Genomic DNA, 22327 nt, shown 5'->3' with positions numbered 1-22327 from the left:
TTCACCCGTGACCCACACCCTCGAACAACTGCAGGCCGGACAACTGTCGGGCGCACGGCAACTCAAGCTCGCATGCGGGTTGACCGAATTTCCGCGCGAGATCCTCGATCTGGCCGACACGCTCGAAGTGCTCGACCTGACCGGCAATGCGCTGTCCGCGTTGCCGGACGACCTGCCGCGGCTGCATCGCCTGCGCATCCTGTTTGCATCCGGCAACCGCTTCACCGCGTTCCCCGACGTGCTCGGCGCGTGCGGGCAACTCGACATGATCGGCTTCAAGGCGAACCGGATTCGCACGGTGCCGCGCGGCGCACTGCCGCGCGCGCTGCGCTGGCTGATCCTCACCGACAACGCGATCGACGCGCTGCCGGCCGACATCGGCGACTGTTCGCGGCTGCAGAAGCTCATGCTCGCGGGCAATCGGCTGCGCGCGCTGCCGGCCGAAATGGCCGCATGCCGCGCGCTCGAACTGGTGCGCCTGTCGGCGAACCGGCTGGATGCGTTGCCCGACTGGCTGCTGCGCCTGCCGCGTCTCGCGTGGCTCGCCACGGCCGGCAATCCGTTCAGTGCGGCGCCGGAGGCGGCGGCGTCGGCGGGGCCGGACGTCGCGCAGATCGACTGGGCGTCGCTGTCGTGTGAACGGAAGCTGGGCGAGGGCGCATCGGGCGTCATTTACCGGGCGCAGTGGCGTATGGACGGCCACCCGTCGCGCGCGGTCGCGGTCAAGCTGTTCAAGGGCGCGGTGACGAGCGACGGCCTGCCCGATTGCGAAATGGCCGCGTGCCTGCACGCCGGCCGCCACCCGGACCTGATCCCGGTGATCGGCAAGGTGAGCGGGCATCCGGACGGCACGCACGGCCTCGTGATGGAATTGGTCGATCCCGCGCTCGGGAATCTCGCCGGGCCGCCGAGCTTCGCTTCCTGCACGCGCGACGTGTATGCGGCCGACGCGCGCTTCGCGCCGGCCGAAGCGGTGCGGATCGCGCACGGCATCGCGTCGGTCGCGGGCCATCTGCATGCGCGCGGCATCATGCATGGCGACCTGTATGCGCACAACATCCTGCACGACGGGGCAGGCGGCGCGTTGCTGGGCGATTTCGGCGCGGCGTCGCTCTACGACGTGAACGACCGCACGCGTGGCGGCAGGTTCGAGCGGCTCGAAGTGCGCGCGTTCGGCTATCTGCTCGGCGAGTTGCTCGAGCGATGCGAGTCGCGCTCGGATGCCCTCGATGCCCTCGCGGCGGCCTGCCTGAATGAGGATATCGACGCCCGCCCGTCGTTCGGCGAGATTGCCGCGGCGCTCGCCGCGCACATGCGCTGACGCGCTTGCCCGCTTACGCCTGCCGTGCGGTCAGCAGCTTGATCCCGAGCCCGACGAACAGCAGCCCGCTGGCGCGCTTGAGCGCACGTGCTGCGCGACGCATGCCGAAATCGCGATGGAATCGGCGCACGCCGGCCGAATAGACGCTGTGAACGATCACGACGGTGCAGGCGATCGTCGCGTACATCACGACGAACTGCAGCGCGAGCGGGCGATCGTGCACGACGAACTGCGGCATGAATGCCGACAGGAAGACCATCGTCTTCGGATTGCTGCCCGATACGAACAGCGCTTCGCGAAACAGCTTCGCGCGGTCGGGCATGGCGCTTTGCGCGGCGCCGCCCGACGCGGCGGCCATGCGGTCGCCGCGCAGTTGCCGCACACCCAGAACCATCAGGTAGGCGGCGCCGACGACCTTCATCGCGACGAACAGCGGCGGCATCGCGGCCAGTACGGCGCCGACGCCGAGCGCGACGAGCAGCACGACCACACCCTGTGCGACGAGATTGCCCGCGATCGTCGCGGCGGTGCCGTGCGTGCCGTAGCGCACCGTGTTGCGGATCACGAGCAGCACGTTCGGCCCGGGCGACAGTGTCGTGGCGAGATAGGCTGCGGCAAACAGCATCCAGGTCTGAAGGGCCATGCGTTGCTCCGGGTGACGGTTCCGGCGGACGGGATGCAGCGATGGTGCCACGCCAATAATGGCGCGGGCCGCCGCCGGAACCGTGCGGGCGCGGCGCGTCAGTGCGTGTCGCGCATGCAGTACGCGGGAATCGACGGCGGCGTGTCGATCGCGGCGGGCCGCGTCATCCACGCGATCCACGCGGCCCACAACCCGCAGACGATCAGTACGGCGAGATTCAGCGGCGTCCGGTAGCGGACGATCCGGCCGGCCAGCGGCAGGCGGTCTTTCATGTGCGTCTCCTTCGATCGGGATACCGGGTGCGTTACTGGCCGGCGTAGGTCGGCGCCTTCGCGTCGCAGGTGACCGACACCGTCGAGCCGTCCGCGAAATGCAGCCGGAACGGCACCTTCGAACCGGGCGCGACGGCCTTGCGCGGTTCCTCCAGCATCACGTGATAGCTCTTCGGCTTGAAGGTCAGCGAGCCGTGCGCGGGGACGACGACCGAGTCGACATGAACCATCTTCGCGGTGCTGCCGTTCGTCTGCGTTTCATGCACCATCGCCATCCCGTATGCGGGGCTGTCGATGCCTGTCAGCGTGGCGGGCGTGTCGCCGTCGTTCTTCAGCGTCAAGTAGCCGGACGACGGCACCGTCGCCGGCATCGCGCGGATCCAGCACGCATCGGCCTGCACGGCCGGCGCGGCGAACGAGGCGGGCGCTTGCAGCGCGAACACGGCAACGAGCAGGGCGGTCGGAATCGGGTGTTTCATCGTTTGTTCTCCTGATGGGGGGGCCGGGGCAGCGTGCGCGTTACTTCAGCGTGAACGTGTAGCGGCCTTGCGTGCGATGGCCGTCGCTTGCCACCGCGACCCACGCGACCGTGTACGCGCCGGCCGTCAGGCTGGCCAGGGCGACGTGCATCCGTTTCCGGTTGCCGGCGTCGACGGCCGATTTCCCGTCGGTGACCGATTGACCATGGCCGTCGGTGACGGCGATCGAGCTGAAGGCCGGTTCGAGCGCTTCGCTGAAATCGATCGTGACGGCGTGCGGCGTGGCCGACAGCGTGGCGTCGGCGGCCGGGACCTGCTTCTTCGGGATGGCGTGCGCATGGGCAGCCTGGATGACGACGAAGCCGAGCGCGGCGAGTGCGCCGCGAAAGAGCGTGGCGGTATGCATGAGGGTGAGCGTCCTTCGAAACGTGACATGTCACGCACGCGAGCGGCGTGCGCGGACCACGCGATGCGCGATGGCATCACGTGCAACGACAGCGGATCAGGACGTGAACGGCGGGGCGCGCGGCTGCGCGGCCGTGAGCGGCAGCGCGCGGCGCAGGCTTTCGAAGCGGGTGGCCGCGCGATGCTGGATCACGCGTACGTGGGCCGCGAACGTCAGTTCGGGGGCGGGCAGCGCGGGGGTATGGGCAAGCAGGCTGCAATAGCCGCATGCCTGGAGATGCGCGTGGAGACTGGTCGACGGATCGGACGCGTGGCCGCCGGCGGCCGGCGCGGCCGTGCAGTAGCCGGCCAGCAGCGCGTCGACACGCCCTTGCGTGGTGAGCGCCTGCGAGATCGTCGGCGCGAGCGCCGTCATCAGGATGGCGAGCATCCCGATCAGACTGCCGATCTTCCGGAGGCGACGACTCAGCATGCGATGCGCGGCGGCGTATGGGCGACGATGGAGCGGATTATGCCACGCACGCCGGTGCGCGGGACGGCGGCGGCATGCGGCGAAGCGGCGCGCTACGCGTGCTTCGCCAGGTATTTCGTGATCAGCGTCATCTGCGCGGCCCAGCCTTGGTCGTTCATCTCGCGCGCTTTCGCGCGGCGCGCTTCGATCAACTGGTCGAAACCCGTTTCGGTGACCGTGAGCAGCGTGCCGCCGGCCTGGGCGGCGAGCGTGAACGTGACGAGCGTCATCGGCTCGGACGCGTAATCGAAATGCGGGTCGATCGCGAACGGATGCCAGCGAAACGAGAACAGTTGCTGCGGCTCGATGCGATCGACGACGATTTCGAACACAGTGCCCGCATAGGGTTCCTGTGCCCTGGCGACGTCGTCGTCGACGCGCGTCGGCGTGATGCGGCCGAACAGCGGCTGGTCGGCCGCGAACGGCCCGTCGAACGCGACGCCGAACCACTGGCCGAATTCGCCGGAATTGCTGACGGCTTCCCACACGCGGTCGGGCGAGGCCGCGAGCTGGACTTGTTTCTCGATGCGATCGGTTGACTGGGTCATCGCGTTCTCCACGCAGGATCGGGCGTTGCAGGACGGCGCGCGTGGCCGCACGCCGCGTCTAGTCGAGCATGGCCGCGTCGGGCACGTCGAGCACGAGGTCCGACGTCGCGACGGCCACGCACGGCAGCGTATAGCCGTCGGCCTTTTCCTCGCGGCTCAGGCCCGGCCATTCGATCGTGTAGCGTACGCTGCCGCTGACGATCCGGCAAAGGCAGCTTCGGCACGTGCCGTTGCGGCACGAGCGCGGCAGCGACACGCGCGCGAACGCGGCGGCCTCGAGCAGTGTCAGCGAATCGGGCGCGTCGAAGGTCGCGCCGAGCGGCTCGATGCGCACGAGGGGCGGGTGGTCTGGATCGGTCATGACTGAAGCGGGCGGCGGTCGGCGGCAACGCGCCAAGCATACCCGAACCGGCCGGCGGGCAGCGTCCGCCGGCCGTGGGCGTCAATGCCGCCGCAGGTAGCGGTACACGGTATTGCGCGCGAGGCCGAGCTCGCGCGCGGCGGCCGATACGTTGCCGCCGTGCCGCGCAAGCACGGCGTCGATCACCGCGGCCTGGCGGCTTTGCAGCGTCGTGCCTTCGTGCGTGCCGGCCGGCACGGTCGGCGTGGCCGGCGTGGCGGCAGCGGGCGCGGCCGATGCATCGTCGCAGTCGAGCCAGAAATCGTCGGGCAAATGCGCGAGCGCGATTTCGGCTTCGTCTTCGGCGAGCATGCCGGCCGTGCGCAGCACGTTGGTCATCTGCCGCAGGTTGCCGGGCCAGCGGTGGCGCTTGAACGCATCGAGCACGTCGGCCGCGATGCGGCGCGGCATCGGTTCGCTGCGCGCCAGCCGCGCGAGAATCCGGTCGACCAGGACCGGCAGGTCGGTGCGCGCGGCCAGCGCCGGCAGCGTGACTGCGAGGCCGTTGATCCGGTAGAACAAATCTTCGCGGAACGTGCCGTCCGCGATCATCGCGCGCAGGTCGCGATGGGTCGCGCAAACCACGCGCACGTCGACCGGTACCGCGCGCGCGCCGCCGAGCGGCATCACCGCCCGCTCCTGCAGCACGCGCATCAGCCGCACCTGCTGCGCGAGCGGCATGTCGCCGATCTCGTCGAGAAACAGCGTGCCGCCGTCGGCCTGCGCGATCTTGCCGGGGCTGCCGCGCTTGCGCGCGCCCGTGAACGCGCCGTCTTCATAGCCGAACAGCTCGGCCTCGATCAGCGAATCGGGCAGCGCCGCGCAGTTGACCGCGACGAACGGGCCGTCCGCGCGCGGCGACGCCTGGTGCAGCGCGCGGGCGAGCCATTCCTTGCCGGTGCCGGTCTGGCCGAGGATCAGCAGCGGCAGGTCGCGCCCGCGGATCTTCGCGACGCGTTCGAGCACGGCGGCCATGCGTGCGTCGCCGGTGTCGAGCGTCGCGAACGTGATCGCGTCGGGGTCCGGCGCGCGTACGCGCGCGGCCGGCGCGGGCGGCGTGACGGCGACGGCCGTCTTCTGCGCGTCCGGGAATTCGCAGCGGGCGAGCACGCGCACGCCGGTCGACAGCGTCAGGCGGAACGTGGCGCCCGGCGCGCGGGCGGCCTGCTGCGCGAGCTGCGCGAAGCGCATGCCGAACAACGCGTCGCTGGCCTGATGTTGCAGTGCGTCGAACGACGCGCCGAGCTGGAATTGCGCGCTGCGGTTCGCGGCGATCAGCCCGCCGTCGGGGCCGAACGCGACGAGCCCGGCGAACAGCGAATCGACGCAATCCTCGTGCGCGTGAAAGCGCAGCCGCAGCGCTTCGCCGCACTGGTTCGCGAACAGGTGGTTCTCGATCAGCTGCGCGGACATCCGCACCAGCGCGAGCGTATGCGGGCTGGAGCCGCGCGGGTCGCCACTGACGTCGAGCGTGCCGAGCGTGCGGCCGAACGGATCGACGATCGGCGCGCACGAGCAGGTGAGGATGTGGTTCGCGCGCAGGAAGTGTTCGGAACCGTGCACGACGACGGCCTGGCCCGACGCGAGCGCGGTTCCGATCGCATTGGTGCCGCGCGCGCCTTCGGCCCACGACACGCCGGTGCGCAGCGCGACGCGGTTGGCTTTTTCGATGAAGTCGGCGTCGCCGATGCTGTGCAGGATCACGCCGTCGGCGTCGGTCAGCAGCACGAGGCTTTGCGTCTCGGCGATCTGCGCGTGGAGGTCTTCCATCACCGGGCGCGCGTGCGAGAACAGCGTGTGATTCGTGTCGAGCAGTTCGCGCAGCGCGATACGCGACAGCGGCGTGAAATCCGGGCGTTCGTGCGCGCGCAGGCCGACCGCGGTCGAACGCGCATGCGCCTGCGCGAGCAGGTCGGTGCGACCCGCGGTGACGGGCAGCACGAAGGGTTGCGGCATGACTTGTCTCCTGTTCCCGGGGCAGCCCGGGCCGACCGAATCGGAACCGGCGGCGGAGTGCGTCTCCGCTCGCGGTGCACCATCCGGCGCAACAGCCGTCCGTCCGGGTACGCATCATCATACAAGCGCCACGTGCGATGCGCGACCGGGAACAAAATCTCCTTGCTTTCAGGCGCCCGCCTGCAATGATGGAAATGGAGCACGCACGCGCCGTGTTCCGCATTGCAACATGCATGCGACGCGACATGCATCCGTTCGGGAGACGCATCATGGTTCGGACGGAACTGAGAGTCGTGCTGGCGGCCATCGCCACGTTCATCATGCTGGGCGGCATCGCCGTGGCGATCCATGGATTGCTGTTCGATCTGGCCGATGCGGTCCAATACGGGGCGGCCGCGATTGCGGTGGGCGTCACGACCGCCGCGATCGCGCTCAACGTCTGGCCTACCGATCCGCACTGAAGCCCGTTTCCGAAACGGTGCCCGATGCCGTGCTGATCTGAGGAATGGCGCGTCGGAACGACGCATGCGGGAAAATTTGTCTCCTGCGCGAAACCGTCTAAAGTGGAAAGCAACCGGCATGCGTCGACCGCCCCATCCCCCGCGGTCGTGGCCTCCGCCGGCGAGCCCGCGTACATTTCGTCCGGCCGGTGGCGGACGACGGACGCGGTCATTCGTTTTCTACCGGTCGAGGCGGCTCCCATGCAGATCCATTTCACGAACGAGAAGCCCGAGTATTCGGGGCGCGACCTGATGCTTGCGTTCACGGCACTGGTCAATGGCGAGCGCGTCCAATGTCAGATCACCGCCGAGGCGCTGGAAGACCACTTCGGTGCGGCATCGCCGCGCTTCGAGGACATGGTCGGCGCATTCGACCAGCACCGCGACCGGATCGAGGCGGCTGCGCGGCGCCTGCTGTCGGAGACGCGCGCGCAATGCGTGACGCTGCGCAGCGGTTACGTGCGCTTCTACGAGGCCAACTGGCGCTGACGACACGACGCTCGTCTCGCGGCGCGCGCGATCGAGCGCGGCGCACGCGAAGACGTTGCCATGCAATGCCGTTCGGCGGGCCGGGCGGCATTTTCGTATGGGCGCCGCCGGTTGTCCGGCGCATAAGTACGGCACGGTGCGTCGACGCGCCGGGATCGCGCAAGGAGTCGTGCGAAAGTGCGAAAACAAGAACGCCACCCGAAGGTGGCGTTTTTTCATCCGCGGCGCGGCGTGTCGCTTACTCGCTGCCGAGATAGAAGAAGCGGAACAGGAACACGGCCGCGATGATCCAGACGATCGGCTTGACCGTGCGCGCCTGGCCCGTCAGCAGCTTGAGGCCGCCGTACGCGATGAAGCCGAACGCGACGCCGTTCGCGATCGAGTACGTGAACGGCATCAGCAGCGCGGTCAGCGCGGCCGGCACGGCTTCCGTCGCATCGTCCCACGGCACCTCGACCATCTCGCGCAGCATCAGGCACGACACGTACAGCAGCGCCGGCGCCGTTGCGTAGGCCGGCACGACGCCGGCGAGCGGTGCGATGAACAGGCACGCGAGGAACAGCACCGCGACGGTGATGGCCGTCACGCCCGTGCGGCCGCCGGCCTGCACGCCCGATGCGCTTTCGATGTACGCGGTGGTCGACGACGTGCCGAGCACCGAGCCCGCGACGATCGCGGTGCTGTCGGCGAGCAGCGCCTTGTTCAGGCGGTTCATCTTGCCTTCGACGAGCAGGCCCGCGCGGTTCGCGACACCCATCAGCGTGCCCGTTGCGTCGAACAGCTCGACGAGGAAGAACACGAGGATCACGTTGATGATCCCGGTCGACAGCGCGGCGCCGATGTCCAGCTTGAACAGCGTCGCATCGATCGACGGCGGCGCGGAGAACACGCCGTGGAACTGGTTGCCGGCGAAGAAGAACGACAGGACCGTGACGCCGATGATGCCGATCAGGATCGCGCCGCGCACGCGCAGGTGGTCGAGCGTGACGATCGTGAAGAAGCCGACGATCGCGAGGATCGTCTCATGCTTGTGCAGGTCGCCGAGCGTGACGAGCGTGGCCGGGTTGCCGACGATCACGCCCGACGTCTTCAGCGAGATGATGCCGAGGAACAGGCCGATGCCGGCGGTGATCGAGATCCGCAGCGATTTCGGAATGCCGTTGACGATCGCCTCGCGCACGCGGAACAGCGTGACGAGCAGGAACAGGCAGCCGGAAATGAATACCGCGCCGAGCGCGGCCTGCCAGGTGAAGCCCATCCCCTTGACGACCGTATAGGCGAAATACGCGTTCAGGCCCATGCCGGGCGCGCACGCGATCGGGTAGTTCGCGTACAGCCCCATGATGATCGATGCCAGCGCCGCGACGAGGCAGGTCGCGACGAACACGGATTCCTTCGGCATGCCGGCGTCGCCGAGGATCGCGGGGTTGACGAAGATGATGTAGGCCATCGTCAGGAACGTGGTGACGCCCGCGAGTATTTCGGTGCGGAAGTCGGTGCCGGCTTCAGCGAAGCCGAAATACCGCTTGATGGATTCCATGAAGGCGTTTCTCCGGTCGGGTTGTCGTGTTGATTGTTGTGCCGAATTGTTGTGCAGGCAGCGCGCGGCGGGCTTAATGTAACCAGCCACTATTTCCTGGCTATCGGCGGATTGTAATAGCGCGGATAGCTCGGACGATATAGTTGGAGGGCACGATCGGTTGCCTGCGCGCGAACGGTCTGGCAGCCCGGCCGCGCGACGAAGGCGCGCATTTTACCGGTTCGCGCGGCACGGGCCGGCAGAAATGGCGGAAACGGTGGAAACGATGGCAGGCGGGCGGGCGAAACCGGCCGATGCGTGTGCAACTGCGCGGCGGCCGCATCGCGCGTGGCGGATGCGCGACGACCGGCGACGCAAACGGCGCGCCCGCATGCTGCACGAACACGGTGCAGGCGGCGCCCGCGCGCGGCCGGTGCGAATGCACGACGGCGACGTGCGGCGGGCATTCGTCAGCCCAGGCGGTGGCAGGTATCGGGCTATGCTGCGCCGAAGCCGTCCCGTCCGCAACTGTCATTTCGCGATGCGGAGGCGACTGTGGTTTCTGTGTAAAAGATTGCAAGACCCCATCGCGTAAACCGGCAAGTCTTTCTAGGATAGATACACCGCGCATGCACACGCCGGCCGGTAATTGCCGACGCGGGGGAGTCGCAGTCCGTGCAGGCCAGGCGGTGAATGGCGGTCAAGGCCGTTGCGCGTTCGGGCAGGCACGGCCGATTGCGATTGCCCGATGCGGGTTCGTCCGTAATCACGGAGGTCAGCATGTTGAACTGGATCAGCCGTTGGGCGATGCGACACGCCCCCACGCCGGAAAAAACCGCTGCGTCGATGCTCGTGACGGCGCGCATGGAACTGTTCGCAGCCGAACAGCGCGTCATCGATGCGAAATTACAAGCGGATTACTGGCGCACACGCGTGTCATTCCTCGAAGAGGTGCAGAAGCAGGGCATCGATCCGTGGGTGACCTCGCAGGCAGCGCAACGTCCCGACGTCGATTCCACTCCCCGGAGCACGGGCCCGCGTCTCGCCGCCAGCACCTGATGCACGCACTGCATCCGGTTGTTGCGCACGGCGTGCGATCGCTCGCGGCCCGCACTCGCGGGCCGCGACATTCGATGCGCACCCGCGGCGCATTGCGCCGCGGGTGCGTCCGTTTCCGGCCGCGGCCGTTCCGCGTCCCGCGTGCGTGACCGCACGTCGCTCATCCGCTTCTTCTCCCTGTCCCGACGAGCCAACGTTGCACTTGCGCGAGCATGCGCCTCAAGTGCTCGCCGCGCCGCACGTACGCGGTCGTGATCGTCGCTTCGGCCGACCGGTCGCCATCGGTGCCGAGCCAGATGCGCTCGCCGCGCGCGATGCGCAGCACGTCGCCGGGCCGCACCCAAAAATCGTCGACGTTCGGCGGGCGCGTGACCCACAGCGCCGCGCCCTGCGTGCGGAGCTCCGCATCCCGCGGCGCACGCCAGGTCATCGTCGTGCGCGGGGCGACCGCGAAACGGATCACGACGGTCGGTAACGCGATCGTGCCGGCGTGGCGCCGATCGGGACGGTCGAACAACGGGCTTGCCTGGTCCATCGTCTTCTCCATTCAGTGAGCCGGACGGATGACGCGCACCAGAACAAAAAGGCCTCATCCGTTTCCGGTGAGGCCTCGTGTGACATGCGGTACTGCTCGATTGCTAACGCACAAGCGCCTCCCGTGAATCATTCTTTCGAATGTTCATCGAGCAATGAATCGCGACGGCGATGAGCTTGAACGTAGGCATGCGAACGATTTTGTTGTCGGGCCGCGGTGTTGTCAACGACTATTTTCGGGATATGCGACGGTGAGCCGATGGCGCGCGTGCGCGGTGTTTCATGAGGTCGAGGCGAGCCCGGATCGCACGCGCGACGATGCATGCGTCACGCGCGACTTCGATGTCTCCCGCCCAGCATGCGGCGCATTCGTGCGAGCGCACGCGCGGGCCACGCGTCGCGTTTCATCACGTACGCGGTCGTGATCGACGCCGCGGCGGGCCGCTCGTCGTCGGTGCTGATCCAGATGCGATCGCCGCGCCGCAGGCGCAGCACGTCGCCGGTTCGTATCCAGTAATCGTCGAGGCAGCCCAGCCGCGTGATCCACAGCGTCGCGTCGTGTGCGCGGACCTCGGCATCGTGCTGCGCGCGCCATGCCAGCGTCGTGCGCGGCGCGACCGTGAAGTGCAACTCGACTCTCGGCAACGCGATCGTATCGGTGCGGCAGCGATCGCGGCAAACAACCAGCAGGCTTGCTTGGTCCATCGTCATCTCCATCCGTTGAGCCGGACAGGATGACGCGCACCAAAACAAAAAGGCCTCATCCGAATCCGGCGAGGCCTTGTGACATGCGTAACTGAATCGCGATGCTAATGCACAAGCGCCTCCGGTGCTCGCCACGTATGGGCGTTCACTCGATTTTCATGCGCGATGGCGATGGGCTTGAGCATAGGCATGCGAACGAGTGTGTCGTGGCAGCGCGGCAATGTCAACGGAAATTTCGAGATACGTGGCGGTCACGCGTCGCGTTGCGCGAGGCCGTTCACGAGCAGCTCGGACAGCAGGCCCGTCATCCCTTCCGGGTGCGTGGCCGCACGTGCCTTCAGCTGCTCGACGAGTTCGGCGTTGAGCTTGCACGCGAACGGCACGAGGCCCTGTTCCTGGTCGAGCTTGCGCTGCGCGCGGCGGTCGAGCTTGGCCGCGTCGTCGGCGCCCTTGCCGAAACGCGCGGAGTTCGACTGCTTCATCGCGTGCGTCAGCTTGAGCGCCTTGTTCTTTTCGAGATCGGTTTTCTTCATGGCCATCGCGGCACCTCCGGGAAATTGAAGCCGCGATTGTACGCATTTCGGCGCGCGCCGCCCGCCGAACCGGCCGGAAACCCGGTTACGCGCCCTTCGCCGTGCCCCAGTTGCCGCCGTGCGCGGCCGCCTGCGCGGCCGGCGAGCGCGCGAGATACGCGAGCGCCTGCTCGGTCGACCCTTCGTGGTGCGGCGTATAGCCGGGCTTGAAATAACGTAGCGCCGCGCCGATCACCTTCCAGAACGACGGCAGGTGCCCGCGCCGCGAGCCCTGCCACCACGCGAGCACGAAGCCCGGGTAGCGGCCGGCGTCCGGGTCGCGCCGGTACATGAACTTCGCGCCGGTCGTGATGTAGTAGAGCAGCAGCACGATCACGAACGCCATGTGCACGCAGCGCTCCGGATAGGTGCCGTCCAGGTGCCGGTAGATGTCGAACGCGACGGTGCGGTGCTCGACTTCCTCGGCGCCGTGCCAGCGCAGCAGGTCGACCATCGTCGGGTCGGCACGGCCTTCGTCGAGACCGTGCGCGTTGAGCACCCAGTTGCCGAGATAACCGAAGAAGTGCTCCAGCGACGCGATCACGGCCAGCTGCTGCCGCAGCCAGAAACGCGTGTGGCCGATCTTCAGCCCGAGCGGCTGTTCGCCGAGCACGCGCGTGAACAGCCGGTTGAGCTTCTGCGTGAACGGCTTCGTGTCGATCCCGTGCCGGTCGTAGTAGTGCTTCAGCACGCCGCCGTGCGAGCGCGAATGCACGGCTTCCTGGCGCAGGAAACCTTCGGCCTCGTCGCGCAGGCGTGCATCGGTGATCAGCGGCAGCGCCTTGTTGTACACGCGGCAGAACCACAGCTCGCCTTCCGGGAACAGCAGGTTCAGCGTGTTGATGATGTGCGTGCTGCCCGGATCGTTCGGCACCCAGGTGACCGGCGTGTCGCTGAAGTCGAATTTCACGTGCCGGGCCTTGATCTTGTGGTAGTCGGCGGTATCGGTCATGTTGTCTCCCTGTGCGGCGTCATGCGCCGTCAATGCGATGCCATGCTGACGCGGGCGATCATCCGGCCGAGCCACGGCAGGAAGCGGCCGACGAAACGCATCGCATGCGCCTCGCCGCCGACCGCGACGACGGGGCGGTTGCGCAGCACGCCGTCGACCATCGCCTGTGCGACGGTTTCCGGTTTCAGGCCGCGCATCTGGTAGAGCTTCGTCGCGCGCTTGCGCAGCCGCGCTTCGTCCTGGGCATTGGCGCCCGCGTATTGCGTCGACGCCATGATTCCGGTCTCCGCGAAACCCGGGCACACGGCCGTCACGCCGATGCCTTGCTCCGCGAGTTCCGCGCGCATGCACTCGCTGAGCATCAGTACCGCGGCCTTCGTCGTCGCATACGCGGGCAGGTCGCGTGACGGCCCGAACGCGGCGGCCGACGCGGTATTGACGATGTGCCCGCCGGTGCCGCGCGCGGCCATCTGCCGCGCGAACAGCCGCGAGCCGTGGATCACGCCCCACAAGTTCACGTGCAGGATGCGCTCCCAGTGCCGCGCGCTCGTGTCGAGGATGCCGCCGGCCATGCCGATGCCGGCGTTGTTGATCACGACGTCCGCGCCGCCGAGTTCGCTGCCGACCCACGCCGCGAGCGCTTCCATCTCGTCGGCGGACCCGACGTCGACGCGTTTCGCATGCGCGTGCGCGCCGGTCAGCCCGAGCAGCAGCGCGGTGCGTTCGGCGCTGGCGAGATCGATGTCGCATGCGACGACCGTCGCGCCTTCGCGGGCGAACGCGAGCGCCGCGCAGCGGCCGATGCCGCTGCCCGCGCCGGTGACGACCGCGACCTTGCCGCTGAAACGGCCGCTGGTGGCGCGGCGGCGCGCGTTCGCGAGCGCGGGCGGCTCGGTGCCCGATTCGACCGCGTCGATCAGTTGCCCGGCGAGATCCGCGAAGCGCGCGGGATCGGCGAGCGGCAGCCAGTGGCCGGCCGCGACTTCGCGGCGGTAGTACTGCGGCACCCAGCGCGACAGGTTCTCCGACAGCGCGGGGCTCACGTACTTGTCGCCGAGCGGCACGATCGTCTGCACGGGGGCATGCGCATAGCGTTCGCGCGGCGCGAACAGGCAGCGGATGAAGTTCGCGCGATAGAGGCGCACGCCGCGCGCGCCGTCGTCGGCCTGCGTCGGGCGCGGCATCGCCGGCGTCTTCTCGAGCCGGCGCAGCAGGCGCGGCCACGCGCGGCCGAGCCACAGCCGCCAGCCGAGTTCGGGGACGAACGGCAGATGGAACAGGTACACGTACCACGAGCGCACGAGCTGGCCGCCGAGTTTGCCGAGCGACGCGGGCGTCGGGCGCAGCACGCGTTCGCGCAGCCAGAAGCCGACGTGGTCGAGGCACGGCCCCGAGCACGACGTGTACGACGCGATGCGGCCGGCGAGGCGCGGATCGGTGACGAATTCCCAACCCTGGATCGAGCCCCAGTCGTGCGCGATCAGGTGCACCGCGCGGCCGGGGCAGAGCGCGTCGATCACCGCGACGAAGTCGTCGGTCAGCTTCGCGAGGTGATAGTCGGCCATGCGCTTCGGCGCGCCGGACAGGCCCGCGCCGCGCACGTCGTACGCGATCACGTAGTGCTTGCGCGCGAGCAGCGGCGCGACGTGCCGCCAGACGCTGCTGTCGTCGGGATAGCCGTGCACGAGCACGACCGGCGAGCGGGCCGGGTCGCCCCAGGTCCTGACCGCGAGCGTCAGGTCGCCGGAGGCGACCGCCGTCTCGCTGTGAACCGATTCGAACAGGGCCAGCGGCGCTTCGTCGGAAAGAGGCTGCATCGTGAGTCCGTCGTTCAGGGAGTCGGAGGGGCGCCGCGTCAGGCGGCGGCCGGCACGGTCGAAACGGCCTGCGCGCGTTCGGCCTGGCGGCGCTGCCAGCGGCGCACGTGCGGCAAGTCGTCGTCGAGCCAGTACGCGTCGTCGTCCGTGATCACGAGCAGTTCCTCGAATTTCGCGCCGACGCCGGCGAAGCCGAGATGCGGCTCGACGGCCCACAGGCCCGGCACCGGCGCATGCTCGGAGCGGCGGTCGATCGACCACAGCGGCGACCAGCCCTGCTGCTTCGCCGCGCGGCCCTGGTCGAGCAGCAGGTTGCGCGTCGCGTTCAGCCCGAAGCGCGCGACGAAGCGCGGCTTCGACAGCTTGTGGATCTTCGCGACGCGATGCGCGAGCACCTTGAACGGATAGGCCTTGTGGCGCGGCTCGACGCCCTGGCGGCGGCACAGCGCGTCGACTTCCTGCGCGACCTCGGCCATCGGACGGCGCGCCTTCACGAGCCGCACGATCATGTCGCGATGGTCCATCAGGTCGTCCTGCAGCTGTTCGAGGATCGGGTTGTGGCCGAGGCAGTGCGCGTAGCCGACGTCGGCGACGATGCCGTCGAGCACCGGCGCGACGTCGAGGATCACCGGCATGTCGGTTTCGAGCTGGCGATTGCTCGGGAAGAACGCGAGATTGAAGCCGCCCATGTGCTTGAGGCCGGAGAAGCCTTCGAACGCGGTGCGGTCGCCGAACCACGCGAACGGCTTGTGCAGCCAGTCGTGCACGCCGTTGTCCTGCAGCCACTCGGTCAGCAGGCGCGCGGCTTCCTTTTCGGTGATGCCGGGGTAGAGCATCGCGCCGACGGCTTCGACGCAGCGGTACGCGAGCTGCTGGACCGCGCGGAATTGCGGCAGCTCGTCGAGGTGGACTTCCGGCAGCGGATGGTGATCGGCCATGGTGCGTCTCCGTATGGGCGCTGATCCGGAACGCGCCCGCTGGCGTCGCCGTCGCGGGTTATTCAGTCAGCATTTAATGTGTCATTGATCGATGTAAAGATCATAGACGGTTCCAGGGCGACGGACGTGGGGATTTGTCCTAATGGAGACGCGGAATGGAGGGCCTCCTCTAGATTGGAACGTGGCGACGCGCCGCGCCGGATCGCGTCTTGTCAGGGCTGACGGATGACGGTTTTCGCGGTTGTCGTGCCTGCCGTTCCCTGCGCGTCGGGATCGGCGTCGCGGCAGCGGGTGTCACGAGCGGTTCCGCCGCCAGCCGCGCATGTCGTGCTGGATCAACTCTCCGTCGTGTCGCGGCGCGACGCTGTCAAATTGCCGAAATAATTTCGTCACATCATTCGCCCCCGATTCGAAGCCGTCCCGGCTTTGCGGTGGCGGTGCGCCGCGCAGCGTCCGGGGGCAGCGGCCGGAGCCGATTCGACATTTCCAGGAGAGAGACCATGCAACGCCGCCAGTTCATGAACACCCTTGCCGCAGCGACCGCTGCGTCGTCGCTGATGCTCAAGGCCGGCACGGCCCGCGCGAAGAGCGCGACCGCGCCGGACGCGCTGGACCCGGGCCGCTGGTCGCCGTTCAACGCCGCGCGCCTGCAGGCGGTGCTCGACCAGCACGGCGTCGCGAGCGCCCGCTACGACGGAAAGCGCCGCCCGTATGCGGTGTTCGACTGGGACAACACGTGCATCATGAACGACTGCGAAGAGGCGTTGCTGATGTACCAGATCAACCATCTGCAGTACAAGCTGACGCCGGACGAATTCGTCGGCGTGATGTGGAAGGATGTGCCGAAGGGCGCGTTCATGAAGGACTACACGACCGTCGACGGCAAGCCGGTGACGATGGAGGATCTCGCCGCCGACGTCGAATCCGATTACCGCTGGCTCCATGCGAACTACAAGGGTTTCGGCGGCGACAAGAGCCTCGACGAGATTCGCGAGACCGACCAGTTCAAGGATTTCCGCGCGAAGCTGTACTTCATGTACGACGCGATCTGCGACACGCATCCGCTCGAAGTCGGCTACAAGTGGATCATCTATTTCTACAAGAACATGACGACCGCCGAACTGCAGGCGATGGCGGAAGCGTCGAACAACTACGGCATCGGCGACGCGCTGCGCAAGGTCCGCTACGAAAGCCCGAAGACGCTGCCGGGCAAGGCAGGCGTGGTGGCCGACACGCATTTCCACGGCATCCGCATTCACGAGGAAATCCGCGCGGTGATGCATACGCTGCGCGCGAACGGCATCGACGTGTACGTCAGCACGGCGTCGCTCGACGACGTCGTGCGCGTGTTCGCCGGCAATCCGAACTATGGCTACGGCGTGGCGCCCGAGAACGTGATCGGCCTGCGTCTCGACATGCAGGACGGCCAGTACACGAGTACCTATCCGGCCGGCTGGCACTTCAATTGGGGGCCCGGCAAGACGGTGGGCATCCGCAACGTCCTCGCGTCGAAGAAGGGTTACGGCCCGCTGCTGGTGTTCGGCGACAGCGACGGCGATGCGTGGATGCTGCGCGACTTCAAGGACACCGCGGCCGGCGTGATCGTGAACCGGATGAAGAAGGGCGAGATCGGCGCGGACAGCAAGCTCGCGGCCGAGCAGATCGGCAAGCCGGACGCGCGCTTCCTGCTGCAGGGGCGCGACGAACACACGGGCCTGATGATCCCGGACGAGAAGTCGATCAAGTACGGCAAGTCCGATCGCAAGCTGCTGGCCTGACGCGGGCCGCACCGCCTGCGTTTCAGCGCTCGCGCGGCGCGCCCAGGCGGTCCAGCCACGCCCCCAGCAGATCGATCGGCAACGGAAACACGATCGTCGAGTTCTTGTCCGCCGCGATCGTCGTGAGCGTCTGCAGATAGCGCAGCTGCATCGCCTGCGGCTGCAATGCAAGCCGCTGCGCGGCCTGCAGCAGCTTCTCCGACGCCTGCAGTTCGCCTTCCGCGTGAATCACCTTCGCGCGCCGCTCGCGCTCGGCTTCGGCCTGCCGCGCGATCGCGCGGATCATCGTCTCGTTCAGGTCGACATGCTTGATCTCGACCGTCGACACCTTGATTCCCCACGCATCGGTCTGCGCGTCGAGCGTCTTCTGGATATCGGCGTTCAGCTGCTCGCGCTCGGCGAGCAGCGCATCGAGTTCGTGCTTGCCGAGCACCGCGCGCAGCGTCGTCTGCGCGAGCTGGCTCGTCGCCTCGAAGAAGCGCGCGACCTGGATCACGGCCTTCTCCGGATCGACGACGCGGAAATACACGACCGCGTTGACCTTCACCGACACGTTGTCGCGCGTGATCACGTCCTGCGGGGGCACGTCGAACACGACGGTGCGCAGGTCGATCCGCACGACCTGCTGGACGATCGGGATGATCAGCACGAGCCCCGGCCCCTTCACTTTCCAGAACCGGCCGAGCATGAACACGACGCCGCGTTCGTACTCGCGGAAGATGCGGATGGACGACGCGACGAGGACGACGACGAAGACGATCAGGACGCCGCTGAAGCCGAACGTGTAGCCGATCATGAAGGTTCTCCCTGGTGATGGGGCGGCGCAGGCATGTCGTAGAGCGGCGCGACGGTCAGCGTCAGCCCCTGGCGGCCGGTGACGCGCACGCGGCAGCCGGCGGCCAGCGGCGCGCTGCTCGCCACGCGCCAGCGCTCGCCGTGCACGCGCGCCCAGCCCGCCGCGGACGGCGCGGTGCCGGCCGCGCCATGCGGCTGGTCCGGATGAAGGCCGTCGTCGAGCACTTCGCCGACGCTGCCGAGCATCGCCTCGGCGCCCGTCACGACCGGCCGCCGCCGCGCGCGCAGCGCGACGCTCGACGCGCCCGCGACGAACAGCCCGCCGCCGAGCGCGAGGCTCGCGATCACGGGCCACGGGATGCCGTAGCCGGGCACGTCGGTGTCGATCAGCATCAGCGCGCCGATCGTGAACGACACGATTCCGCCGAAGCCGAGCACGCCGAAGGTCGGCAGGAACGCCTCGGCGACGAGGCAACCGAGGCCGAGCAGCACGAGGCCGAGGCCCGCATAGCTGATCGGCAGCAACTGCATCGCGAACAGCCCGACCAGCAGGCAGATCGTGCCGGCGACGCCCGGCAGCACGAAGCCGGGGTTCGCGAACTCGAAGAACAGGCCGTAGATGCCGATCGTCAGCAGGATCAGCGCGACGTTCGGATCGGCGATGATCGCAAGGAAGCGGCTGCGCCAGTCGGGTTCGACGACGACGAGCGGCGCATGCGCGGTCGCGAGCCGCACCGTGCCGGCGGGGGTCGTCGCGCCGTGGCCGTCGAGCTGGCGCGCGAGATCGGCCGGATCCTGCGCGATCAGGTCGACCACGTGCTGCGTGCGCGCCTCGTTCGCCGACAGGCTGACGGCTTCGCGCACCGCGCGCTCGGCCCATTCGGCATTGCGCCCGCGCAGCTGCGCGAGGCCGCGGATGTAGGCGGAGGCGTCCTGCATCGCCTTGCGGATTTCGGTCGATTGCGTATCGGTCGGCAGCGCGGCCGCCGTGGCCGACGCCTCCGATGCGCCCGATGCGCCCGATGCGCCGGTCGGCCGCGGCGCGGCAGGGTTCCCGCCCGGCGGCGCGGCGCCGCCGATGCCGAACTGCACGGGCGACGCCGCGCCGAGATTGGTGCCGGGCGCCATCGCCGCGAAGTGGCTCGCATACACGATGTAGGTGCCCGCGCTCGCGGCCCGTGCGCCGCCCGGCGCGACGAACGCGGCGACCGGCACCGGCGAGCCGAGGATCGCCTTGATGATCTGCCGCATCGACGTATCGAGGCCGCCGGGCGTGTCGAGCTGCAGGATCGCGAGCGGCGCGTGCTCGCGGGCGGCGCGCTCGAGCGCACGCACGATGAAATCGGCGCTGGCCGGGCCGATCGCGCCGTTGACGGGGATCACGATGACCGGGCGCGCGGCGGGCGCGTCGACGGGCGACGGCGCGGCGACCGCGGCACATACGACGAGCAGCGCCGCGAACAGCGCGGCGCGCGCGACCCGCGCGGACAGCGGGTGACGGGGCCGACCGTCGGGCGCGGCAGGCGCCGGCGGCGGCTCATGACGGTGAAAGCGCATCGGGGCGTCCAGGCGGCGCGCGGCCGCGCGCCGTCCGGCTCGCGGAATGGGCGTGGGCCCGATGCTTAAAGATTAGGCGGTTTCGGCGCAAAGCGCGAAGCCATGGCCGCGCCGGCCGGATTCAGACCGCGCCGCCGCCGCGCGCGAGCACTTCGTCGCGGTAGTCGGCCGGGCTGCGGCCGCTCCATTTGCGAAACGCGCGATAGAACGCGCTGGGCTCCGCGAAACCGGTGGCGGCCGCGACGTCGGCGATCGTGCGCGCGGGGTCGGCCAGCGCCTCGAACGCGAGGTCGCGCCGCAGCGTGTCCTTGATCGACTGGTAGGCCTGGCCCTCCTGGTGCAGCTTGCGGCGCAGCGTGGCCTCGGCCACGTGCAGCCGTGCGGCCATCCCGCCCGCGCCGGGCCACGCGGCGGGCGGCATCCCGCGCAGCACCGCGCGCACGCGCTGCGCGAGCGCATTCGGGTTGCGGTACTTGACGATGAAGCTGGCCGGTGCGTTGCGCAGGAAGGTTTTCAGCGTCTTCGCGTTCTGCACGACCGGCAGCGTCGCGAATTCGGGATCGAAATCGACATACGAATCGGGCTCGTTGAACCGCATGTCGTCGCAGAACATCGACGGGTATTCGTGGTCGGCGGGCGGCGTGTCGCAGCGGAAGCTCGCATGCAGCAGCGGAATGCGCCGCCCGATCAGCCAGCAGGTCAGCCCGTACACGATGATGAAATAGGTCGCGTACGTGAACATCGCGGGCGTCGCGCCGTTGTTGCGGTGCACGAAGCGCAGCCGCACGCGCTGCGGGTTCGCGTCGAGCTCCGCGTGCAGGTCGTCGAGCACGCAGTGCATGAAATTCACCGCGCGCGCCATCGCATGCAGCCCGTCGCGCGCGGACAGGGCGGACTGGCTCATCGCGATGAAGCTGCCGCTGCGCATCGGGTGGCGATCCTGCCCGAAAAACTCGTCGTCCATCGTGCGCGCGATCGCGTTCCACAGCGCGCCGTACTGCTGCGCGGTCACGCGTGCGCGCGGCTGCGCGAGCAGCGCGGGCGCGATGCCGGCCTGAGCGAGCAGCGGCTCGGCCGCGACGCCGCGCCGCGTGGCGAGCGCGACGCTGTACGCGACGAGGCTGATCGCGACGGTTCCCTTGTCTTCCTGCTTCATCGGTGTCGCCGGTGTGGCAAAAACGCTCAGTGTAAATGAGCGACGCGAGCATCGAACAGTCGCGCCTGCTTGCCTACACTTGTTGCATCGAAACGCATGGACGGTCGCGCCCGGCGGCCGCGGGAGACAGCAGCACCATGGACGAGCTTTACACCGAAGACCAGCGGATGATCCGCGATGCCGCGCGCGCGTTCGCCACCGAGAGGCTGGCGCCGAACGCGGCCCAGTGGGACCACGACGCGCACCTGCCCGACGCGATCGTCGCGCAGCTCGGCGAGCTGGGGCTGCTCGGGATGATCGTGCCGCAGGAACTGGGCGGCTCGTATACGGACTACGTGGCCTACGCGCTGGCGATGGAGGAAGTCGCCGCCGGCGACGCCGCGTGCGCGACGATGATGAGCGTGCACAACTCGGTCGGCTGCGGGCCGATCCTCGGTTTCGGCACGCCGGCGCAGAAGGATCGCTGGCTGGCCGACATGGCGGCCGGCCGCGTGATCGGCGCGTTCTGCCTGACCGAGCCGCACGCCGGTTCCGAGGCGAACAACCTGCGTACCCGCGCGGAATTGCGCGACGGCAAGTGGGTGCTGAACGGCGCGAAGCAGTTCGTGACCAACGGCCAGCGTGCCGGGGTGGCGATCGTTTTTGCCATGACCGATCCGGAAGCCGGCAAGCGCGGCATTTCCGCATTCCTGGTGCCGACCGACACACCGGGCTTCATCGTCGGCAAACCCGAGAAGAAGCTGGGCATCCGCGCATCGGATACGTGCCCGATCACGTTCGAGCATTGCGCGATTCCCGAAGAGAACCTGCTCGGCAACCGCGGCGAAGGGCTGAAGATCGCGCTGTCGAACCTCGAGGGCGGGCGCATCGGCATCGCCGCGCAGGCGCTCGGCATCGCGCGCGCCGCGTTCGACAAGGCGCGCCGCTATGCGGGCGAGCGCGTGCAGTTCGGCAAGCCGATCGCCGAGCATCAGGCGATCCAGCAGAAGCTCGCCGACATGGCCGTGCAGATCAACGCCGCGCGTCTGCTCGTGCACCACGCGGCGAAGCTGCGCACGGCCGGCTTGCCGTGCCTGTCGGAAGCGTCGCAGGCGAAGCTGTTCGCGTCGGAGATGGCCGAGCGCGTGTGCTCGGATGCGATCCAGATTCACGGCGGCTACGGCTACCTGGTCGATTACGAAGTCGAGCGTCACTATCGCGATGCACGCATCACGCAGATCTACGAAGGCACCAGCGAAGTGCAGCGGATGGTGATCGCGCGGCAGCTTTGAGCGGCGATGCGCGCCGCCGGCCGCCACGCGAACCGGCGAGCCGGCATACGACAGGCAATCAGGCAGGGCACGAGGGCAGCGCGGTGAACGCGGCACGCAACGACGTGACCGTGCGCCGCAACAGAGGAAACCGGGCACGCGCTGCAGCGC

The 22327-nt window shown here is 68.5% G+C and carries 24 protein-coding genes; 6 read left to right on the top strand and 18 right to left on the bottom strand.

All coding sequences use genetic code 11. The annotated features are described in order from the left end of the window. Positions 1-7 precede the first annotated feature (7 nt). The gene (locus AC0KUR_RS06730) at positions 8-1321 is read left to right on the top strand and encodes a leucine-rich repeat-containing protein kinase family protein (RefSeq protein ID WP_301742224.1); all 1314 of its coding nucleotides are present in this window, start codon (positions 8-10) and stop codon (positions 1319-1321) included. Positions 1322-1334: 13 nt separating this feature from the next. Here AC0KUR_RS06730 and AC0KUR_RS06725 read toward each other — a convergent pair whose 3' ends face one another. The 8 genes from AC0KUR_RS06725 to AC0KUR_RS06690 form a co-directional block, all read right to left on the bottom strand. Beyond that, entirely contained in the window at positions 1335-1964 is a 630-nt protein-coding gene (locus tag AC0KUR_RS06725) for a LysE family translocator (protein ID WP_034186184.1), read from the bottom strand. Positions 1965-2062: 98 nt separating this feature from the next. Beyond that, the gene (locus AC0KUR_RS06720) at positions 2063-2236 is read right to left on the bottom strand and encodes a hypothetical protein (protein WP_167361905.1); all 174 of its coding nucleotides are present in this window, start codon (positions 2234-2236) and stop codon (positions 2063-2065) included. 32 nt (positions 2237-2268) lie between these two features. Continuing rightward, positions 2269-2715, bottom strand: a complete 447-nt coding sequence (locus AC0KUR_RS06715) for a copper chaperone PCu(A)C (protein WP_034186185.1) — start codon at positions 2713-2715, stop codon at positions 2269-2271. Positions 2716-2755: 40 nt separating this feature from the next. Further along, positions 2756-3121, bottom strand: coding sequence for a copper homeostasis periplasmic binding protein CopC (gene copC / locus AC0KUR_RS06710; protein WP_473375583.1), 366 nt, complete (start codon positions 3119-3121; stop codon positions 2756-2758). Positions 3122-3217: 96 nt separating this feature from the next. Continuing rightward, entirely contained in the window at positions 3218-3592 is a 375-nt protein-coding gene (locus tag AC0KUR_RS06705) for a DUF2946 domain-containing protein (RefSeq protein WP_049031262.1), read from the bottom strand. Positions 3593-3684: 92 nt separating this feature from the next. Continuing rightward, the gene (locus AC0KUR_RS06700; RefSeq protein ID WP_473375582.1) at positions 3685-4179 is read right to left on the bottom strand and encodes an SRPBCC family protein; all 495 of its coding nucleotides are present in this window, start codon (positions 4177-4179) and stop codon (positions 3685-3687) included. A gap of 58 nt (positions 4180-4237) precedes the next feature. Beyond that, complete coding sequence (locus AC0KUR_RS06695; RefSeq protein WP_049031263.1) at positions 4238-4540, bottom strand: 2Fe-2S iron-sulfur cluster-binding protein; 303 nt, start codon at positions 4538-4540, stop codon at positions 4238-4240. 81 nt (positions 4541-4621) lie between these two features. Then, on the bottom strand, positions 4622-6535 hold the full coding sequence (locus AC0KUR_RS06690; RefSeq protein ID WP_034186188.1) for a sigma-54-dependent Fis family transcriptional regulator: 1914 nt from the start codon (positions 6533-6535) through the stop codon (positions 4622-4624). 185 nt (positions 6536-6720) lie between these two features. Between AC0KUR_RS06690 and AC0KUR_RS06685 the strand changes: the two genes are divergently transcribed. Together AC0KUR_RS06685 and AC0KUR_RS06680 are read left to right on the top strand one after the other, a co-directional pair. Then, complete coding sequence (locus AC0KUR_RS06685) at positions 6721-6996, top strand: DUF2964 family protein (protein WP_226103934.1); 276 nt, start codon at positions 6721-6723, stop codon at positions 6994-6996. A 240-nt stretch (positions 6997-7236) separates the two neighbouring features. Next, a complete protein-coding gene (locus AC0KUR_RS06680; RefSeq protein ID WP_011354308.1) occupies positions 7237-7524 on the top strand; it encodes a DUF1488 family protein in 288 nt (95 codons plus the stop codon). Between the two features lie 238 nt (positions 7525-7762). On the opposite strand, the gene AC0KUR_RS06675 is transcribed toward AC0KUR_RS06680, so the two are convergent. After that, positions 7763-9064, bottom strand: a complete 1302-nt coding sequence (locus AC0KUR_RS06675) for an NCS2 family permease (protein ID WP_034186189.1) — start codon at positions 9062-9064, stop codon at positions 7763-7765. Between the two features lie 759 nt (positions 9065-9823). On the opposite strand from AC0KUR_RS06675, the gene AC0KUR_RS06670 reads away from it, so the two are divergent. Beyond that, positions 9824-10102, top strand: coding sequence for a hypothetical protein (locus tag AC0KUR_RS06670; protein WP_034186190.1), 279 nt, complete (start codon positions 9824-9826; stop codon positions 10100-10102). Positions 10103-10262: 160 nt separating this feature from the next. Here the strand turns inward: AC0KUR_RS06670 and AC0KUR_RS06665 are convergent, their stop codons facing one another. From AC0KUR_RS06665 to AC0KUR_RS06640, 6 genes are all read right to left on the bottom strand, one after another. Then, positions 10263-10637, bottom strand: coding sequence for a DUF2917 domain-containing protein (locus tag AC0KUR_RS06665; protein ID WP_473375581.1), 375 nt, complete (start codon positions 10635-10637; stop codon positions 10263-10265). Positions 10638-10963: 326 nt separating this feature from the next. Continuing rightward, complete coding sequence (locus tag AC0KUR_RS06660) at positions 10964-11341, bottom strand: DUF2917 domain-containing protein (protein ID WP_049035205.1); 378 nt, start codon at positions 11339-11341, stop codon at positions 10964-10966. 251 nt (positions 11342-11592) lie between these two features. Next, a complete protein-coding gene (locus tag AC0KUR_RS06655; RefSeq protein WP_034186191.1) occupies positions 11593-11880 on the bottom strand; it encodes a hypothetical protein in 288 nt (95 codons plus the stop codon). 79 nt (positions 11881-11959) lie between these two features. Continuing rightward, on the bottom strand, positions 11960-12865 hold the full coding sequence (locus AC0KUR_RS06650; protein ID WP_049035203.1) for a metal-dependent hydrolase: 906 nt from the start codon (positions 12863-12865) through the stop codon (positions 11960-11962). 29 nt (positions 12866-12894) lie between these two features. Further along, entirely contained in the window at positions 12895-14682 is a 1788-nt protein-coding gene (locus AC0KUR_RS06645; protein ID WP_124669659.1) for an SDR family oxidoreductase, read from the bottom strand. A 38-nt stretch (positions 14683-14720) separates the two neighbouring features. Continuing rightward, the gene (locus AC0KUR_RS06640) at positions 14721-15620 is read right to left on the bottom strand and encodes a M24 family metallopeptidase (RefSeq protein ID WP_473375580.1); all 900 of its coding nucleotides are present in this window, start codon (positions 15618-15620) and stop codon (positions 14721-14723) included. A gap of 500 nt (positions 15621-16120) precedes the next feature. On the opposite strand from AC0KUR_RS06640, the gene AC0KUR_RS06635 reads away from it, so the two are divergent. Beyond that, positions 16121-17398 (top strand): HAD family hydrolase, encoded by a 1278-nt coding sequence (locus tag AC0KUR_RS06635; protein ID WP_049035200.1) that lies wholly within the window; start codon positions 16121-16123, stop codon positions 17396-17398. Between the two features lie 22 nt (positions 17399-17420). Here the strand turns inward: AC0KUR_RS06635 and AC0KUR_RS06630 are convergent, their stop codons facing one another. From AC0KUR_RS06630 to AC0KUR_RS06620, 3 genes are all read right to left on the bottom strand, one after another. Next, a complete protein-coding gene (locus tag AC0KUR_RS06630) occupies positions 17421-18194 on the bottom strand; it encodes a slipin family protein (RefSeq protein ID WP_034186196.1) in 774 nt (257 codons plus the stop codon). Beyond that, positions 18191-19750, bottom strand: a complete 1560-nt coding sequence (locus tag AC0KUR_RS06625) for an NfeD family protein (protein ID WP_473375579.1) — start codon at positions 19748-19750, stop codon at positions 18191-18193. The genes AC0KUR_RS06630 and AC0KUR_RS06625 overlap by 4 nt, the downstream gene beginning before the upstream one ends. Before the next feature lie 121 nt (positions 19751-19871). Beyond that, positions 19872-20906, bottom strand: a complete 1035-nt coding sequence (locus tag AC0KUR_RS06620) for an AraC family transcriptional regulator (protein ID WP_473375578.1) — start codon at positions 20904-20906, stop codon at positions 19872-19874. A gap of 137 nt (positions 20907-21043) precedes the next feature. On the opposite strand from AC0KUR_RS06620, the gene AC0KUR_RS06615 reads away from it, so the two are divergent. Beyond that, complete coding sequence (locus AC0KUR_RS06615; protein WP_034189303.1) at positions 21044-22177, top strand: acyl-CoA dehydrogenase family protein; 1134 nt, start codon at positions 21044-21046, stop codon at positions 22175-22177. The last annotated feature ends 150 nt before the right edge of the window (positions 22178-22327 follow it).

The organism is Burkholderia sp. YHN3-13 (assembly GCF_055810675.1).
Note: the sequence above shows the minus strand (reverse complement) of the source record. Positions and strands in the feature narration are given on the sequence as shown.

Coding starts and splice junctions, on each gene's coding strand:
- AC0KUR_RS06675 (WP_034186189.1), bottom strand. CDS start 9,064: ATGGAATCCATCAAGCGGTATTTCGGCTTCGCTGAAGCCGGCACCGAC.
- AC0KUR_RS06690 (WP_034186188.1), bottom strand. CDS start 6,535: ATGCCGCAACCCTTCGTGCTGCCCGTCACCGCGGGTCGCACCGACCTG.
- AC0KUR_RS06655 (WP_034186191.1), bottom strand. CDS start 11,880: ATGGCCATGAAGAAAACCGATCTCGAAAAGAACAAGGCGCTCAAGCTG.
- AC0KUR_RS06700 (WP_473375582.1), bottom strand. CDS start 4,179: ATGACCCAGTCAACCGATCGCATCGAGAAACAAGTCCAGCTCGCGGCC.
- AC0KUR_RS06640 (WP_473375580.1), bottom strand. CDS start 15,620: ATGGCCGATCACCATCCGCTGCCGGAAGTCCACCTCGACGAGCTGCCG.
- AC0KUR_RS06680 (WP_011354308.1), top strand. CDS start 7,237: ATGCAGATCCATTTCACGAACGAGAAGCCCGAGTATTCGGGGCGCGAC.
- AC0KUR_RS06645 (WP_124669659.1), bottom strand. CDS start 14,682: ATGCAGCCTCTTTCCGACGAAGCGCCGCTGGCCCTGTTCGAATCGGTT.
- AC0KUR_RS06650 (WP_049035203.1), bottom strand. CDS start 12,865: ATGACCGATACCGCCGACTACCACAAGATCAAGGCCCGGCACGTGAAA.
- AC0KUR_RS06625 (WP_473375579.1), bottom strand. CDS start 19,750: ATGCGCTTTCACCGTCATGAGCCGCCGCCGGCGCCTGCCGCGCCCGAC.
- AC0KUR_RS06670 (WP_034186190.1), top strand. CDS start 9,824: ATGTTGAACTGGATCAGCCGTTGGGCGATGCGACACGCCCCCACGCCG.
- AC0KUR_RS06665 (WP_473375581.1), bottom strand. CDS start 10,637: ATGGACCAGGCAAGCCCGTTGTTCGACCGTCCCGATCGGCGCCACGCC.
- AC0KUR_RS06705 (WP_049031262.1), bottom strand. CDS start 3,592: ATGCTGAGTCGTCGCCTCCGGAAGATCGGCAGTCTGATCGGGATGCTC.
- AC0KUR_RS06635 (WP_049035200.1), top strand. CDS start 16,121: ATGCAACGCCGCCAGTTCATGAACACCCTTGCCGCAGCGACCGCTGCG.
- AC0KUR_RS06720 (WP_167361905.1), bottom strand. CDS start 2,236: ATGAAAGACCGCCTGCCGCTGGCCGGCCGGATCGTCCGCTACCGGACG.
- AC0KUR_RS06715 (WP_034186185.1), bottom strand. CDS start 2,715: ATGAAACACCCGATTCCGACCGCCCTGCTCGTTGCCGTGTTCGCGCTG.
- AC0KUR_RS06685 (WP_226103934.1), top strand. CDS start 6,721: ATGATGGAAATGGAGCACGCACGCGCCGTGTTCCGCATTGCAACATGC.
- AC0KUR_RS06660 (WP_049035205.1), bottom strand. CDS start 11,341: ATGGACCAAGCAAGCCTGCTGGTTGTTTGCCGCGATCGCTGCCGCACC.
- AC0KUR_RS06615 (WP_034189303.1), top strand. CDS start 21,044: ATGGACGAGCTTTACACCGAAGACCAGCGGATGATCCGCGATGCCGCG.
- copC (WP_473375583.1), bottom strand. CDS start 3,121: ATGCATACCGCCACGCTCTTTCGCGGCGCACTCGCCGCGCTCGGCTTC.
- AC0KUR_RS06725 (WP_034186184.1), bottom strand. CDS start 1,964: ATGGCCCTTCAGACCTGGATGCTGTTTGCCGCAGCCTATCTCGCCACG.
- AC0KUR_RS06695 (WP_049031263.1), bottom strand. CDS start 4,540: ATGACCGATCCAGACCACCCGCCCCTCGTGCGCATCGAGCCGCTCGGC.
- AC0KUR_RS06630 (WP_034186196.1), bottom strand. CDS start 18,194: ATGATCGGCTACACGTTCGGCTTCAGCGGCGTCCTGATCGTCTTCGTC.
- AC0KUR_RS06620 (WP_473375578.1), bottom strand. CDS start 20,906: ATGAAGCAGGAAGACAAGGGAACCGTCGCGATCAGCCTCGTCGCGTAC.